The organism is Chryseobacterium sp. DT-167 (assembly GCF_058310155.1).
This window is the reverse complement of the sequence record NZ_JBZEEQ010000001.1, coordinates 259,567-276,233: the sequence shown is the minus strand read 5'-3', so window position 1 is coordinate 276,233 and position 16,667 is coordinate 259,567. Positions and strand designations below refer to the sequence as shown.

Here is a 16,667-nt window from a genome sequence, read left to right as displayed (position 1 = left end):
TGATTGAAGATTATTTACCTCCTTCCATTTTCTTTTTCAATTCAGCTAATACATCAATATCACCTAGAGTTGATCTTTCTTCGTTGTTAGATGAAGAAGTGTTATTGTTGTTATTAGATCTGTTGTTAGATGCTTCTCTTGCATTCTTTTTCTCTTCGTCTCTGAAGATACCTGTGTGAGAAACAACTACTCTTTTGAATTCTTTATTGAATTCGATAACTTTGAATTGAGCATCTTCACCTTTTTTGATTTTAGATCCATCTTCTTTCTCTAATAATCTTGAAGGGCAGAAAGCTTCTACTTCAGCATCTTCGAATTGTACAGAAGCACCTTTATCGTGTACTTCTACAGCTTTACCAGCATGTATAGTTCCTTCAGCATATTTAGTTTCAAATTTATCCCATGGGTTTTCTGTCAATTGCTTGTGACCTAGAGATAATCTTCTAGCCTGGATGTCTAGTTCAAGAACGATAACATTCAATTTATCACCAACTGCACAGAATTCTGATGGATGCTTGATTTTCTTAGTCCAAGAAAGGTCTGAGATATAGATCAATCCATCGATACCTTCTTCCAATTCTACGAATACACCGAAGTTTGTAAAGTTTCTTACAGTTCCAACGTGCTCAGAACCTACCGGATATTTAGCTTCGATATTTTCCCAAGGATCTTTAGATAATTGTTTCATACCTAGAGAGATTTTTCTGTCTTCTCTATCTAAAGTAAGTACTTCAGCTTCTACTTCGTCACCTACTTTTACGAAATCTCCTGCGCTTCTCAAATGAGTAGACCAAGACATTTCAGAAACGTGAATTAATCCTTCTACACCTGGAGCGATCTCTACGAATGCACCATAGTCAGCAAGAACTACTACTTTTCCTTTTACTTTATCACCAACTTTCATGTCAGCAGAAAGAGCATCCCAAGGATGAGCTTCTAATTGCTTCATACCCAATTGGATTCTTGTTTTCTCATCATCAAAGTCAAGGATAACCACTTTCACAGTTTGTCCGTCTTCCAAGATTTCAGATGGATGGTTCACTCTAGACCAAGAAAGGTCTGTAATGTGGATCAATCCGTCAACACCACCAAGATCTACAAATACACCGTAAGAAGTAATATTCTTCACAGTACCTTCAAGAACCTGACCTTTTTCAAGCTGCGCGATGATTTCTTTTTTCTGACCTTCGATATCTGCTTCGATCAATGCTTTGTGAGATACTACTACGTTTTTGAACTCAGGGTTGATTTTCACAACTTTGAACTCCATAGTTTTACCTACGAACTGATCGTAATCTTTAATTGGCTTAACGTCGATTTGAGAACCTGGTAAGAATGCTTCGATTCCGTGTACGTCAACGATCATACCTCCTTTAGTTCTAGACTTAACAAAACCGTTAACGATTTCTCCAGTTTCGTGAAGTTCGTTTACTCTATCCCAAGCTTTAAGCGTTCTAGCTTTTCTGTGAGATAACTGTAACTGTCCTGTTTTGTCTTCTCTTCTGTCAACCATTACTTCAACATCATCACCTACTTTCAGGCCTGGGTTGTAACGGAATTCGTTAAGAGAAATAACACCTTCAGATTTGAAATCGATGTCTACGATAGCTTCTTTGTCAGTCAATCTTACAACTTTACCAGTGATAACGTCGTTATCATTTAAGCTGCTAAGAGATCCGTTATAGATTTCTTCAAGATCGCTTTTTTCTTTTCTAGCATCTGCATCAAGACCAGATTCGAAAGAATCCCAGTCAAATTGTTCTGGTGCTACGTTTTGGTTAAGAATAACCTCTGCTGAATTTGTCTCTTTTGACATTTTCTAATAAAATTTGTATTCCTATTCTTACAGACTTTGGCTTTGCTGTGAATCCTGAAAAATATGGAAGTCGTTAATTGTTAATGTTTTACTTCGCCGAAAGTACGTTCACAAAAGTGAGTGCAAAATTACGAAAAAATTTAATTATGACAATACTTTTTTATATTATTGTTTATATTTCAAACTTCTATGTATCAGATATTTATTATTGAGCTATTATTATACTCTTAAAGTATTCCAATATTATTTATAAGTAGTAAGTATCTTATCAATAGAATTATTCAAAGGTTTTTGACGAGCCATCCAGTAGAATATTGAGTTCAGAAAGTTCCTCATCTGTCAAATCTCTCCATTTTCCTAAAGGAAGATCAAGTTTGATATTCATGATTCTGATACGTTTTAGTTTTTTCACTTCATACCCTAGGAATTCACACATTCTTCTGATCTGTCTGTTCAAACCTTGTGTCAAAACAATACGGAAAGTCATATCATCAATTCTCTCCACCTCGCATTTTTTGGTAACAGTATCCAAAATAGGAACGCCGTTTCGCATTTTTTCGAGGAATTTTGTATTGAGCGGTTTGTCGACTCTTACCAGATATTCCTTTTCGTGGTTATTTTTTCCTCGAAGAATTTTATTGACGATGTCGCCGTCGTTTGTCAATAAAATCAAACCCTCACTAGGTTTATCTAATCTCCCGATCGGGAAAATTCTTTTTGGATGGTTGATATATTCAATGATATTATCAATTTCACGCTTTGTATCTGTAGTACAAACAATCCCAACCGGCTTGTTGAAAGCAATATAAACAGGTTTATCTTCAGATTCACGAATGGGTTTTCCGTCAACTTCCACAATGTCTTCATCAGATATTTTTGTTCCCATTTCGGGTACTTTACCATTGACCGTTATTCTGCCTTCTTCCAAAAGTTTGTCTGCAGCTCTTCTTGAGCAGAAACCAACTTCCGATAGATATTTGTTGATACGTGTTTTTTCCATTAGTCTATTCCTTCTACTGTGTAATTTTTATTACTGAAAATCGTAATTCCATAACTTAATCCTATAAATACCGCACCTGTATTTCCAAGCTGAGCTCCTTCCAAAAATAAACCTCCCTCCTGGCTAAGTCTTTTTGAATAAGAAACCTGAATACCTGCTTTTAAACTCCAGAAGTCAGCATTTGAAACCACCGACCTATTAAATTGTCTGCCATAGGTAAGATCAATAAAAAAAGCTTCATCTCCCGGATTAAAAATAACTTTTGGCTGAATCATCCAATACATTAAATGAAAATTGGGATCTATGTAACTATATTTTATTCCGGTACCAATTGCAAAGTTAGGAAGAAATTGATAACCTCCGATTGCCGAAATTCCGTACGTATATTTGTTAGGAAGATAAGGCGCAATATTTTGTTGGTAGTCGTAAGAATCTTTGTTCTGATTTTCTTTGATTTGGTTCCCTAAATTATAACCCACATTTAAATTTGGATTAAAATAAAAATTCATTTTCGGCTTTTTCGACTGATCTACCTGCGAAAATGACTGTGATGAAATCAATAAAAATGATATTAATAATAAATTTCTGATCATAAATTTTCAAATTTGTATCCGTTTTCTAAAAAATCTGTTGTTGCATCTTCTACATTGTAATCTCCTATTTTTGTTCTTCTTAATTGTGTTAAATAAGCACCCACTCCTAATTCCTGACCAATATCGTGAGCGAGACTGCGAATGTAGGTTCCTTTCGAACAACCTACCATAAAACTTACCAACGGAAAATTGATTTCTACATCTTTTATGTAAGTAATGGTTGTCTTTCTGGATTTCATTTCTATTTCCTGCCCTGCTCTAGCCATATCATACGCTCTTTTCCCATCAATTTTAATGGCAGAAAAAATCGGTGGAGTCTGTTCGATTTCACCTAAAAATTTTTCTAGAATTTCTTTTACGTTCTCTTCAGTAATATTCGAAATATCCTGTTGAAGAATTTCAGGTTTTTCAGTATCGTAAGATTCCGTTTGTACTCCAATTTTTATTTCTGTCCAGTATTCTTTGGGAGCATCCTGTATTTCAGGAATTTTTTTTGTGAATTTTCCTGTGCAGACAATCAAAAGACCGGTTGCTCTTGGATCCAAAGTTCCTGCATGACCGATTTTAAATTTTTTCGGAAGACCAAACTCACTTTTGAGTTTGTATTTCATTTTATTGACCGCCTGAAAGGAAGTCCAGTCCAGAGGTTTATCTAAAAGAAAGATGTGTCCTTCAAGAAGTTGTTCTGCTGTCATAAAGTTGATAAGTAATTGGTAATGAGTAATATTTTATTTACGTTGAATCTTTCGCAGCACGACTTGATGATATTTTATTTATTTTCAAGTTGAATCATCTAACCACTTCGTTAGGTTTGAACAGAGCTCTTTTTACCGGAACGAAGCGTAGGCAAAAAAGCGGGAGTGGAAGGCATAAATGAGAAAAAGCAAAGCTTTATCGAAGTTTACGAACGAAGTTCTTAGCTGCCCTAAAATTATTTAAACCAATAAAAATAAACCAACAAAGCAATTCCGACGATAATTCTGTACCATCCCCAAGGTTTGAAACCATATTTATTCAGAACGCCAATGAATGCTTTGATTGCGATAAGTGCTGTGATAAATGCTACAATATTCCCAACAATAAATATCATGATGTGATCTTGAGATTCAAGAATCATCTCATATCCTTTCATCGGATTTCCCGTTGCTTTACCCCAGGTTTTTACAAAAACTGAATATACCGTTACTGCCAACATTGTAGGAACAGCGAGGAAGAAAGAAAATTCTGCCGCAGCCTTTCTTGTCAAACCCTGCGTCATACCACCAATGATAGAAGCTGCACTTCTGCTTGTTCCGGGCATCATTGCAAGACATTGCCAAAAACCAATGATTACCGCTTTTTTTATAGACAGTTCTTTCTCATCATGAATAACAGGATTTTTGAACCACTTGTCTGCAAATAGTAGAACTATACCACCAAGAACCAAAACTGACGAAATGGCAATCTGATTTCCTAAAACCGCTTCAATTTTGTCATCAAAAATATATCCTAAAGCCAAAGCCGGAATAACAGCAAAACCCAATTTGAAATAAAACTGAAGATTTTTCAGGTCAAAAAACTTTTTCCAATATGCTATTACAACGGATAAAATTGCCCCAAACTGTATGGAAACCTGAAACATTTTAAGAAACTCTGTTTCTTCTAAGCCCATCAAATTGGCTGCAAAACCCATATGAGCGGTTGACGAAATCGGTAAATATTCTGTAAGTCCTTCTACAATCGCAATGATAATTGCTTTGATTAAATCCATTTTTCTTTATTAAAAATTAAAAGATTAAAAAGATTAAAAGATTCAAATTGCATTCAAATCTTTTAACTCTTTAATCTTTATGTCTAAAGTTTTTATTTTCTTTTCAGGATCGCGTAAATTTCAATCACGAAACCAATTACAATTAGTAATGGTGCAACTCTGATTCTTCTGATTGAAAATATACCGTCATTCCATGAATTCGGATCTAATTTACCATCAACTGTATTCGCATCTGGTCCCATCATTAAAAGGAAACCGACAACGATACAAGCTAAACCGATAAGCATCCATTTGTAGTTTTCTTTTCCGAAATAGAAAGCCTGTTTTTCTGAAACTTCTCTTTCCGTCCCAAAATCTGACGCGGAAAATTTATGTGTTTTTTTGCCCATTTTTTAAGAATAATATAAGTCGTCAACATTTGATCTCAAGAATCTCCAAGTTGCAACGATTGTACTTAATATTGTAATGAAAATACCAACTCCAAAAATCAAAAGAACTAACCAGAAATACTGATTGGTATCTTGTACAAAAGGAGTTTTTATAGTAGTTGTAAAGTAATACCAAAGTCCAGACAATGCCAATAGAGCTAGAACGGCACCTAACAAACCAAGAATCAAAGCTTCTTTGATGAATGGAGTTAAGATAAATCTTCTTTTTGCACCTACAAGCTGCATGGTTTTAATAATAAATCTCTTTGAGAAAACTTTTAATCTTATTGAATTGTTAATTAAAACAATCGCCAAAACTAAAAACAGAACGCAGAACGCTAAAATCCATTTTAGAATTTTATTCAATTTATCGTAAATCTTTTGTGAATCAGAATCATTTTTCACATCGACAATTCCGGGAACTGATTTGATTTGAGTTAAAACTGCACCAATTTTGGTTGAGTCTGTATATTCAGGTTTTAAGGCAATTTCTACAGAAGCAGGGAAAATATCGTCTTCAAAAAGCGCTTCACTGTTGACACCTAAACTTTTTTTGGCCTCTGCTGAAGCCTGTTTTTTAGAAATATATGTAGTACGCTTTACAGACTCCAGTTTTTGAATTTGCTGAACTGCTTCCGCTTCCTGCTTTACAATTCTGGCAGAATCTTTTACATCATAATTTTCGTCAAAGTACGCATTTACAACAAGTTGCTCTTTCAGATAATCAGAATATTTCTGCGCATTGATCAAAATCAAACCCATTAATCCCAACAAAAATAACACAAGGGCAATACTTATTACAACAGTAATATTGCTAGACCGAAGCCTTTTCTTATTAAACTCTTCTACAGATTTCGCCATTAATATTAAAATTTTTGGCTAAAATAGAAAAATTCTACCGAAATTTGGAACGAATAAGAGAAAATCATTGTTAACGAAATCATAAATAAACTTTGAGTGTAAGAGCAAAAAAACATCTGGGTCAACACTTTTTGACGGATGAAAACATCGCAAAAAATATTGTAGAAGGCTTAAGCTATGAAAACTACAACAACGTCATGGAAGTGGGACCGGGAATGGGAGTACTTACCAAATATCTTCTTGAAAAAGATCAAACCGTTTATCTTGCAGAAATAGATATAGAATCTATAGATTATCTAAAAAAAAACTATGCAAAAGCTACAGAAGAAACCTTCGTAGGAGATTTCCTAAAGCAGGATTTTAACTTTATCAATAATGAGCAAATTGCCATAATCGGTAATTTCCCATACAATATATCGTCTCAGATTTTATTTAAAATCATTGACTATTATCAGATTGTTCCTGAGATGGTAGGAATGTTTCAAAAGGAAGTTGCAGAAAGAACTGCTGCTGTTCCGAGAACTAAAGATTACGGAATTTTGTCTGTTTTGGTACAGGCATATTATGATGTGACTTATCTTTTTACAGTTCATGAAAATGTATTCAATCCGCCACCGAAAGTAAAATCTGGTGTTATCAGACTGACGAGAAATCCGAAAGAAGGTTTGGTTGGAAATGAAATTCTTTTTAAGCAAATCGTAAAAGCAGGTTTCGGACAAAGAAGAAAAAAATTATCCAACTCATGGAAAGTTCTTAATATTCCTGAAGCCTTAAAAACTCACGAATTTATGGATAAAAGAGCTGAAGAATTAAGTGTAGAAGATTTTATTCACTTCACTCAACTTTGGAAAGAAAATCAATAAACAGCAATTCATTTAATGATTTTAGCATAACATAACAAAATAGCCTTTCGGATTTGAAAGGCTATTTTTATTGATATCTGTTTTAAGATTATTCTCTGTTTTTCAACATGATCCATCCGGCTCTGTTCATCTGTACTTTAGACTTCTTATATTCGAAGTTAAATTTGTACCAATATGTTGCTGTCGGTAATCTTTTTCCTGACACAGTTCCGTCCCAGATTGGTCTTTCTTTTGAGAATCTGAAAATCTCAACACCATATCTGTCATAGATTGATCCTGTGAAATTATTGAAGTCTTTCAGATTAGTAAGATCCAATACATCATTCACTCCATCCTGATTTGGTGTAATGACATTGTTGATTGCCAATGTAAAGAATTCAACTGCACCCACACAACTTGTCCCTTTTATTCTCACCTGAACATTGTATGTCGTATTATCCGTAAGATTGGTAAATACATTAGAATCCTGCCAATTGATTCCGTCAACAGAATACTCCAGAGTTCCGTAAATATTGTTGATTGAAGGATTGGTAGCAATCGCTGTCAACGTATTGTTTTCGTAACTAAGATTGGTAAAGAACGGTGATGATGCACCATGTACTTTAACTGTGAAAAGTTTCTGACAAATCCCGTTATTAATTGTTACCGTATAAATTCCTAATTGTGTTGCTACAATGGTCTGAGTTTCTGCTCCCGTATTCCAGACATAAGAATAATTGGTTCCTGCTCCTGCATCTAAAACAATGGTGTCACCAATACACATTTCAACATCAAGTAACGGAGACGTGATATCAGGTACAACTTCAACCGTTATTTTTGCCGGCAATAAAGATTTACATCCCTTAGCTCCGATAGCATATACCGTAAATGTTGTAGTTTGAAAAACCGGAACAGTCTGAGTATTGCCATTTCCTGTGAAATTATCCCACAAATAAGTTACACCACCGGTAGCAGTAAGAGTCACAGATTCCCCAGGACATACTCTGATTCTTGAAGAGGTAACCCCTGCAATTGGGGTAACTTCTCTAATTAGCGTTAACTTAATGGTTTTACTACAGAAACCTCCGTCTGAAACTACCACATATAAAATCTGTCCGTCAGTTCCGTTATAATTGGCTGGATTTTGAATAAAATTAGCATTTTGAGCGATTGCATCTGCCTGATTTACATAAAACCTGAAAACAGCATTTGGTGTAGGGCTGATTAATGGTTTTGCATTATTTAAATCAAATGTTGTAATATCCGGTGTGCTGCACAATCTGAATGACGCATCCTGAGCTAAAGGCGTAGTCCCACCATTAATTTTAATCGAAGCTGAACCAGGACAAGGATTTCCGGGAACGCTTACTTCAATTTTATAAGTTCCGGGTTGTATTGCTGTAATAGAATTAGTATTTGCTCCGGGTATAGCGGCTCCGTTCAGAAACCACTGGTATACTAAATTTGGACCGCTTGTAGAAGCTGTAATTACTTGTGGTACATTGTCGCATACATTGATCTCTTCAGGCAATGTTGCACCAGCTGGATCTAAAAGCTTTACTCCTATATCAAAAGAACCGGCTTCTAAGAAAACGGCAGAATCATGAGTACCGTCATTATCATCAGCCATTACCATCTTAATGTGGTAAGACTGTCCCGGTATTACAGTTGCCATCGCTGTTAAAGGAACTGTTCTTCCAAAAAGATTGGTTTGATTATTAGGGGATGATGTTTCATAATATTGTGCATTAATCGGACCGCAGCTAAAACTTGCAGGCACAATATTGGTAGCAGTAACGAGCCCTGCACCTCCCGGCAATACAGCCAGATTGGTATAGGTACTTCCCGGAGTATTTGGTTTTAGGAGAAGAGCAAAAGCGTCTTCATACCCGGAGCAAGGAAATCCACCGTCATATTCTTCTGAAGCAAAAATATAGTTGAATTTCATTTGTGTACTCGTTGGAACGAAATCGAACTCTAAAATAACCGCATCTTCCAAATCGAGAGTGCTGCCAACTAAAGCAGCTTCCAGATCAGTATCAGTACCGGTAGTAAGATCAACACCAAGTTGTCCTTCAGGGTTATTTCCTGCCAAACGTGCCGTACCTGTTGTCAGTACGATACCCTCAGTAAAAGGAAAATTTGAAGTTCCTTTGTTGAAATATCCCCAAAACCTTTCAGTATTGGACACCTGTTGATTAGGTGAAATTGAAACATTTGTAATATTTGGCGTACCGCAGTTAGATGTCGTTCCCACCAATACATCTATTACCAATTGTGATGGTGTAAAAGTAGATGCAGGATAAGGAGGTACATTTACATCTATTAAATTCCCTGCTTTAGCTGAAGGAGAAGGTTTAGAATTTTTTGTTAATTCGATTCTTCTTTGTTTTTCTGTTTGCGTTTGTGCATGAGAAAAGAAACTTATGAGGAATAATGAAAACAATAGTAGATATCTCTTCATAATAATTTTTGTTTCAACAAATTTAGTTTTTTTTTACATAAATATCATCAATAACTCATTTTTTTAACATAAAAAAGTCTCCCCAGAGGAAGACTTTAAATTTTATTTAATTTCTGTTTTTGAGTAAAATCCAGCCCGATTTTAATTCAAGTTTTTTACTTGCAGGATTTTCCCATTGCACCCTGTACCAATAGGTTGCGGTTGGCAGGTTGATACCTTTCAGTGAGCCATCCCATCTCACATTAGATTTATCTGCTTTGAATAATTCTGCTCCGTATCTGTCAAAAATCGATGCCGCAAAACTTTTGTAATTGCTGATTCCTGTAAAGTCTATATAGTCATTCACACCATCACTATTCGGAGTAATCGCATTGCTAATAACAAATGTAAAATACTGCAACGAATTACCACATTTTGCATCTTTCACTTTTACAGAAATCGTGTAGTTGGTATTATTTAAAACATTATAGAATATATTAGATGACTGCCATGTAGCACCTCCGTCGATAGAATATTCCAGAGTTCCGCCAGTAGGATTTGTTGCTGATATTGTTAATACATTATTTTCAAACACCACGTTGGTAAACTGAGGAAGATCAGGATTGATCAACTGTGCAGTAAATAATTTAGAACAGGTTCCGTTGCTGATTGTTACAGAATACGATCCCGGAATATTGGTTGTGATCGTCTGTGTAGTGGCACCGGTATTCCATAAATAAGTATAATTCGGTCCTGCTCCCGCATCTAAGATTCCGTTATCACCGGCACATGCATATACATCCTGTAATGTAGAAACGATTGCCGGAACAACTTCAATAGTGATGGTTGCAGGAATATTAGAGACGCAACCATTTCCACCCAGTGCGAATACCGAATAAGTAGTCGTAACAGAAGGTGTGACAACCTGAGTATTTCCGTTTCCTGTAAGACCTACCCAATTATATGTAAATCCTCCACTTGCAGTCAATGTTACCGATTCGCCTGCACATATTTTTATTTTTGAGGCTGCAACACTTGCAGTCGGTGGTCCTACAACAATTGTAATACTTGCCGGATTGGCAGAGACGCACCCATTGGCTCCTACTGCGAAAACAGTATAAGTGGTATTTGTAGTGGGAGAAACCGTCTGCGTTGGTCCATTTCCCGTAAGACCGTTGCCCCAATTATAAGTTACTCCACCAGAAGCTGTCAAAGTAACAGATTCTCCGGGACAGATTTGCTGGAATGTAGATGTTAAATTGGCAACCGGTAAAACTTTATCCTGAATAACCGTTACTGTTGCAGTAAATGTACAGGTTAAATTTGCTGGTTGTGTTATATTAGTAACCGTTAAAGTATAGGTTCCTGCTGCATTTACGACAGGATTTAAAGTGTTTGCTCCAGAAACAATATTTCCACCTGTAGTTGTCCAGGTGATTGTAGAGCCTGCCGGTATTACTGAGGCTGAAGCATTTAAAGTAACCTGAGCCGTTGTACAGGTAATCGTTTGAGGCGCAGCAATCGTCAATGTTGTTGTTGCTGTGGTTAATAGCTGAAGCGTGACCACATACTTACATCCGCCGTTGCTCACCAAAACATAAACAGTCTGATTTCCCGCACTTTGGAATGTAGTCGGAACGGCAATATTATTGGTATTTCCTGCATTTGCATCTGTCTGATTGACGTAATATGTAAATGTAATACCCGAAGTAGCTGTAGTGATCTGGCTTTGAGCAGAGGTAAGATCATACGTAATATTTCCCTGCTGATAACATTTCAAAAGACTTGCATTTTGAGCGGTAAAAGGTTGCGAAACCTGAATCGTAACAGTTGCCGGTGAAGTCGACACACATCCGTTTGCACCAACTGCCGTTACAGAATATGTTGTCGTTGTGGTTGGAGTTACAGTTTGAGTTGCTCCGTTACCTGTGAGAGCTGCCCAATTATAAGATGCCCCTCCTGTTGCTGTTAAAACTACAGATTCTCCTGCACAAATAATTAGTTTACTAGCTGTAAGTCCTGTTGCAGGTGGTGCGCTGTCTCCCACTACGATTACATTGGCTGTTCCCGTGCAGGTAACATTTCCTGCGAAAGTATTCGAAATCGTCAATGTATATGTTCCTGCTGCATTAACTACCGGATTTAATGTTGTGCCTCCAGACACAATGTTTCCACCCGTAGTTGTCCACGCAAACGTAGAACCCGCAGGATAAACTGATGCAGATGCATTTAATGTAACCTGTGTATTTGTACACGTTAGTGCCGCAGGATTTGCTATCGTTGCAGTGATTTCAGCAGCTTTCACCAATTGTAACTGTGCAACTTTAGAGCAGAAACCATTTTTTACTAAAACATAGATAGTCTGATTTCCTGCACTTGAGAAAGTGGTAGGTGAAGCTATGGTGTTGGTATTGCCCGCATCGGCATCTGCCTGATTTAAATAATATGAAAATGTAGCACCTGGAGTAGTACTTATAGAAGACTGAGCTGATGTTAAATTAAAAACCGCATTACCCGTTGTATAGCAACTCGTCAATGTAGCATTTTGCACTGTTGGTGATGTACCGCCCACAACGGTTATAGTTGCTTTACCCGGACAAGAATTTCCTGGAATTGTTACTTCTACAGAATAAACACCGGGTTGCGTTGCTGTGTATGAAGCATTTGTTGCTCCCGGTATCGGGTTGGTTCCTAAAAACCATTGATAGGTTGCATTTGGAATCTGAGTTGATGCTGTAAAAGTCTGAGGAGCATTATCACAAACATTGATTGATGCCGGAAGCTGAACTCCCGTTGGTCCCAAAATCTGAACACCTATATCAAAAGATCCGGCTTCTAAGAATACGCCAGAATCGAAAGCCGCATCCTGATAATCTGCCAAAACCATCTTGAAATGATAAGTCTGACCAGGAATGACTGTCGCTTTAGCAGTAAGCGGAACGGTTCTTCCGCTAAAATTAGTTTCTATTGCTGTAGTATTATATCCGGCAAAATAAGCTGCATTAGATGCTCCACAAGCCAATGGGGAACCATCAAATTCATTAGCGGGATGAATATTGGTAACACTCACAGGTGTACCATTTGGTAAAACAGCTAAATTGGTGTACGTAGGATCAGTCGATTTTTTCAACAAAAGAGCAAAACCATCACCGATGGTACAGGGATAATTGTTTTCATACTCCTCTGATGCAAATAAATATCTGAATGTAACTTCGGTAGAACTAGGGACAAAATCAAACTCAATGTATGTAGCATCTTTCAAATTTCCGTTTGAAATTCCTAAGGCTGTTGCCAGATCAATATCTCCCTGTACAGGCACACCGTCACTGAGTTCGCTTGCCTGAAAAACGTTTCCTGCTTTTCTTGCATGTCCGGTAGTTAATATAATACCTTTCTCAAAAGGAAAATTGGTTGTACCTCTATTAAAAAAACCCCACGTTCTTGCCTGATTACTTACTGCCAAATTGGGTGATACAACAACATTCGTTACATTAGCTGTGGAGCACGTAGAGCCACCGGCAATAAGAACATCTTTCACCAACTGCGTAATGCTGTAAGAAGACTCGGGATAATTGGTTGTATTTACATCTATAAAAGCGCCTGCTTTCATTGTTTGAGAAGAAGCTTTCTGCATACTTTTACCTCTTTCTCTAGTCTGAGAAAATGTAAAATTTCCAATAAGAACTAAAAACAGAGCCAAAAATAAACTTCCTGCACTTTTATTTAACATTTTGTATTATTTTTAACAAAAATACTATTTTTTTTGATTTAAATTTAATTCAAAAATATTTATATTATTATTAACACAAATTGAGAAGTGGTAAATAAGCAATTTCATTAATTAGATACTCAAAACAAAAAAGACCGATAAGCTATCGGTCTTTTTAAATATGTAATAAAATTTATTCAAAATTCTTAAGTAAAATCCATCCGGTTTTTACTGTTAATTTTTTTGTTGCTGGATCTTCAAATGTTACCTGATACCAATAAGATGAGGTCGGTAATTTTTTACCCTGGAAGAATCCGTCCCAGAATGGTCTTATTTTTTCAGCTTTAAATACTGCTTTACCATATCGGTCTGAAATTACTGCCTGGAAATCTTTAAGATCACTGATTCCTCTGAAATCAATCATATCATTCACGTTATCACCATTTGGAGTAATTACGTTCTTCATAACAAATGTGAAATATTCTAAGAAACCAACACAACTTGTGTTTTTTACTTTAACTCTTATAGAAACTAAAGTATTGTTTGGAACATTTGTAAATACATTGGAAGATTGCCATGTAACACCATTATCATTAGAATATTCTAATTGCCCGTTGCTCGGATTGCTTGCTGTCACCACCATCGTTCCTGATTCATTGTAATCCACTTTTATAATCTGAGGAATAATTGCCTGGAAAACCTGAGTGGTAAAGACTTTAGAACAAACACCGTTGCTAATCGTTACAGAGTATAATCCCGGTAGTTCTGCAGCAACTGTCTGCGCAGTTTCCCCGTTGTTCCATTGGTAAGAATAATTAGGACCTGCTCCTGCATCCAGAGTAATTCTGTCACCAACGCAAATGAATCCTCCTGTAAGATTGGAAGTAATCGCCGGAACTACCTCTACAGTCACTGATGCCGGCAGCAAAGATTTACATCCCTGAGCACCGATAGCATACACTATGTACGTCGTAGTCTGTGTTGGAGAAACCGTACGTACTGCACCTGTTCCGGAAAAACCTTCCCATTGGTAGGTCACGCCTCCGGAAGCTGTTAAAGTAACTGATTCTCCTACACAAATTTTTAACTCTGTAGAAGTAACAGCAGCAGTAGGTGTTTCTTCTTTTCTTAAAGTTAAAGTAGCTACTTTAGAACAGAAAGCTCCATTTGAAACATTTACATAAATAATCTGTCCATCATTCCCGTTAAATGCTGCTGTATTGGTTATATTACTGCTATTTCCCGCTACTGCGTCTGCCTGAGCTACATAAAATTTAAAAACAGCTCCAGCTGTCGTACTGATAAGCGGTTTGACAGAGTCTAAATTAAATGTAAAATTGCTTGGTGTAGTACAAATCTTTAAAGTTGCATTTTGTACAACAGGACTTGTTCCACCTACTATCGTTACTTTCGCCTCTCCGGGACAGTTTCCACCCGGTACTGTAACTTTCACGGTATAAACTCCTGGTGAAGTAGCAGTATAAGTAATATTGGTAGCTCCAGGAATAGCCACATTATCTTTAAACCATTGAAAGGTCATCCCAGGAGTTGCAACTACCTGAGCTTTCAGAATCTGTGGTGTATTATCACAAATATTGAGAATTTCCGGTAAAGGATTTCCTGCACTATCAACAATACTAATTCCAATATCGAAAGACCCAGCCTCCAAGAAAACAGCAGAATCATGAGTTCCGTCATTATCATCAGCCATTACCATCTTAATATGATAAGATTGTCCCGGTATTACAGTTGCAGACGCTGTTAAAGGAACTGTTCTTCCAAAAAGGTTGGTTTGATTATTAGGGGATGATGTTTCATAATATTGTGCATTAATTGGACCGCAAGAAAAACTTGCAGGAACAATATTGGTGGCAGTAACAAGTCCCGCACCACCCGGTAAAACAGCCAGATTGGTATATGTACCTCCCGCTGTATTTGGTTTTAATAAAAGAGCAAAAGCGTCTTCATACCCTGAACAAGGGAATCCACCATCATACTCTTCTGAAGCAAAAATATAATTAAACGTCATCTGCGAACTCGACGGTACAAAATCAAACTCTAAAATTACAGCATCTTCCAAATCAAGCGTACTGCCAGCTAAAGCAGCTTCTAAATCTGCATCAGTACCTGTTGTAAGATCAACACCAAGTTGTCCTTCAGGAGTATTTCCTGCCAGACGTGCTGTACCTGTTGTCAGTACAATACCATCATTGAAAGGGAAATTTGAAGTGCCTTTATGAAAATAACCCCAAAATCTCTCATTGTCAGTTACAGGCTGAACCGGTGAAATTGTAACATTAGAAATATTCGGTGTCCCACATGAGGATGAGCCTCCAACTAAGACATTTGTAACCAATTGCGTCGGAGTATAAGTAGACCCAACATATGGAGTTACATTTACGTCTATCAAATCACCAGCCTTAGCTGACGACGATGGAATCGTATTTTTTGCTGATTCCAATCTTTTTTTCTTCACTGTTTGCCCATAAGAAAAGGCGCTAATGAGGAATAACAGAAAGAAAATTAACCTAAAGTAATTCTTTATTCGATATTTTAACATTTTTATTATTGTTTGTTCAAAAATAATAAAAATAAATCTAAAACATTAAGATTTAAAGTATCTATTTATAAATTGATAAGAAAATTTAATTATAATTAAACATAAATAAAATAAAAACAAAAATTGGATGTTTTAATCTTTTTTAAGTTCGTCAATCATATTTTGTAGTTCCTGAATTTTATCCTTCAATAATTTAATCTCATTTTTATTGGAACTTACATTGCTTTTTAAAATTGCTTTTTTAGCTTTTTCTATATGATCTTCATCATCTTCATCTTCGTTGATCTCTTCGATATCTTCCTGAATATCCTCAATGTCTTCCGTTATTTCTTCAATATCTTCGCTTATCTCTTCCAAATCTTCCTGAATATCTTCAATGTCCTCACTGATTTCCTCGATATCTTCCTGAATATCTTCAATTTTTTCATGACTTTTATTCACCGACATCTGAATAAGAATTGAAAGATATATTGCCTCTAAAGAAAGCACGGTTGTAAGCACCAAAAGCATTTTATCAAAATCAACGATACCAAAACTAGGCAGCAAAAATGCAGTAAGAAACAGCAATGTGTGAATGATGAGAGAGGGTATAGAACCAATCCATGAAGTGATACCGTCTGCAATTTTCTCTAAAAATTCTATTCTCTCGTGCGATGTTTTCATTA

At 36.4% G+C, this 16,667-nt stretch carries 12 protein-coding genes; 1 reads left to right on the top strand and 11 read right to left on the bottom strand.

Features of this window, described 5'->3' with window-relative positions; genetic code table 11:
* Positions 1–10: 10 nt before the first annotated feature.
* From rpsA to AC4FQ5_RS01140, 7 genes are all read right to left on the bottom strand, one after another.
* A complete protein-coding gene (rpsA, locus tag AC4FQ5_RS01170; protein WP_491140668.1) occupies positions 11–1,816 on the bottom strand; it encodes a 30S ribosomal protein S1 in 1,806 nt (601 codons plus the stop codon).
* A gap of 277 nt (positions 1,817–2,093) precedes the next feature.
* Entirely contained in the window at positions 2,094–2,816 is a 723-nt protein-coding gene (rluF, locus tag AC4FQ5_RS01165; protein ID WP_491140667.1) for a 23S rRNA pseudouridine(2604) synthase RluF, read from the bottom strand.
* Positions 2,816–3,409, bottom strand: a complete 594-nt coding sequence (locus AC4FQ5_RS01160; RefSeq protein WP_491140666.1) for a hypothetical protein — start codon at positions 3,407–3,409, stop codon at positions 2,816–2,818. The genes rluF and AC4FQ5_RS01160 overlap by 1 nt, the downstream gene beginning before the upstream one ends.
* A complete protein-coding gene (gene truB / locus AC4FQ5_RS01155) occupies positions 3,406–4,104 on the bottom strand; it encodes a tRNA pseudouridine(55) synthase TruB (RefSeq protein ID WP_491140665.1) in 699 nt (232 codons plus the stop codon). Before truB ends, AC4FQ5_RS01160 begins: the two co-directional genes overlap by 4 nt.
* 236 nt (positions 4,105–4,340) lie before the next feature.
* Positions 4,341–5,159: an undecaprenyl-diphosphate phosphatase gene (locus tag AC4FQ5_RS01150; RefSeq protein WP_491140664.1), complete on the bottom strand. Its 819-nt coding sequence runs from the start codon at positions 5,157–5,159 to the stop codon at positions 4,341–4,343.
* Positions 5,160–5,251: 92 nt separating this feature from the next.
* Positions 5,252–5,548 carry a DUF3098 domain-containing protein gene (locus tag AC4FQ5_RS01145; RefSeq protein ID WP_491140663.1) on the bottom strand — a complete coding sequence of 99 codons (297 nt, stop codon included), beginning with the start codon at positions 5,546–5,548 and terminating at the stop codon, positions 5,252–5,254.
* 3 nt (positions 5,549–5,551) lie between these two features.
* Entirely contained in the window at positions 5,552–6,448 is an 897-nt protein-coding gene (locus tag AC4FQ5_RS01140; RefSeq protein WP_491140662.1) for a cell division protein FtsX, read from the bottom strand.
* A gap of 92 nt (positions 6,449–6,540) precedes the next feature.
* Here AC4FQ5_RS01140 and rsmA point away from each other — a divergent pair, with 92 nt between their 5' ends.
* Entirely contained in the window at positions 6,541–7,311 is a 771-nt protein-coding gene (gene rsmA / locus AC4FQ5_RS01135; RefSeq protein WP_491140661.1) for a 16S rRNA (adenine(1518)-N(6)/adenine(1519)-N(6))-dimethyltransferase RsmA, read from the top strand.
* Positions 7,312–7,399: 88 nt separating this feature from the next.
* Here rsmA and AC4FQ5_RS01130 read toward each other — a convergent pair whose 3' ends face one another.
* The 4 genes from AC4FQ5_RS01130 to AC4FQ5_RS01115 form a co-directional block, all read right to left on the bottom strand.
* Positions 7,400–9,754, bottom strand: coding sequence for a choice-of-anchor L domain-containing protein (locus AC4FQ5_RS01130; protein WP_491140660.1), 2,355 nt, complete (start codon positions 9,752–9,754; stop codon positions 7,400–7,402).
* A 106-nt stretch (positions 9,755–9,860) separates the two neighbouring features.
* Positions 9,861–13,463, bottom strand: coding sequence for a choice-of-anchor L domain-containing protein (locus AC4FQ5_RS01125; RefSeq protein WP_491140659.1), 3,603 nt, complete (start codon positions 13,461–13,463; stop codon positions 9,861–9,863).
* Between the two features lie 172 nt (positions 13,464–13,635).
* Positions 13,636–15,918 carry a choice-of-anchor L domain-containing protein gene (locus AC4FQ5_RS01120; RefSeq protein ID WP_491140658.1) on the bottom strand — a complete coding sequence of 761 codons (2,283 nt, stop codon included), beginning with the start codon at positions 15,916–15,918 and terminating at the stop codon, positions 13,636–13,638.
* A gap of 216 nt (positions 15,919–16,134) precedes the next feature.
* The gene (locus tag AC4FQ5_RS01115) at positions 16,135–16,665 is read right to left on the bottom strand and encodes a DUF1003 domain-containing protein (RefSeq protein ID WP_491140657.1); all 531 of its coding nucleotides are present in this window, start codon (positions 16,663–16,665) and stop codon (positions 16,135–16,137) included.
* Positions 16,666–16,667 lie beyond the last annotated feature (2 nt).

Coding starts and splice junctions, on each gene's coding strand:
- rpsA (WP_491140668.1), bottom strand. CDS start 1,816: ATGTCAAAAGAGACAAATTCAGCAGAGGTTATTCTTAACCAAAACGTA.
- rluF (WP_491140667.1), bottom strand. CDS start 2,816: ATGGAAAAAACACGTATCAACAAATATCTATCGGAAGTTGGTTTCTGC.
- AC4FQ5_RS01160 (WP_491140666.1), bottom strand. CDS start 3,409: ATGATCAGAAATTTATTATTAATATCATTTTTATTGATTTCATCACAG.
- truB (WP_491140665.1), bottom strand. CDS start 4,104: ATGACAGCAGAACAACTTCTTGAAGGACACATCTTTCTTTTAGATAAA.
- AC4FQ5_RS01150 (WP_491140664.1), bottom strand. CDS start 5,159: ATGGATTTAATCAAAGCAATTATCATTGCGATTGTAGAAGGACTTACA.
- AC4FQ5_RS01145 (WP_491140663.1), bottom strand. CDS start 5,548: ATGGGCAAAAAAACACATAAATTTTCCGCGTCAGATTTTGGGACGGAA.
- AC4FQ5_RS01140 (WP_491140662.1), bottom strand. CDS start 6,448: ATGGCGAAATCTGTAGAAGAGTTTAATAAGAAAAGGCTTCGGTCTAGC.
- AC4FQ5_RS01130 (WP_491140660.1), bottom strand. CDS start 9,754: ATGAAGAGATATCTACTATTGTTTTCATTATTCCTCATAAGTTTCTTT.
- AC4FQ5_RS01125 (WP_491140659.1), bottom strand. CDS start 13,463: ATGTTAAATAAAAGTGCAGGAAGTTTATTTTTGGCTCTGTTTTTAGTT.
- AC4FQ5_RS01115 (WP_491140657.1), bottom strand. CDS start 16,665: ATGAAAACATCGCACGAGAGAATAGAATTTTTAGAGAAAATTGCAGAC.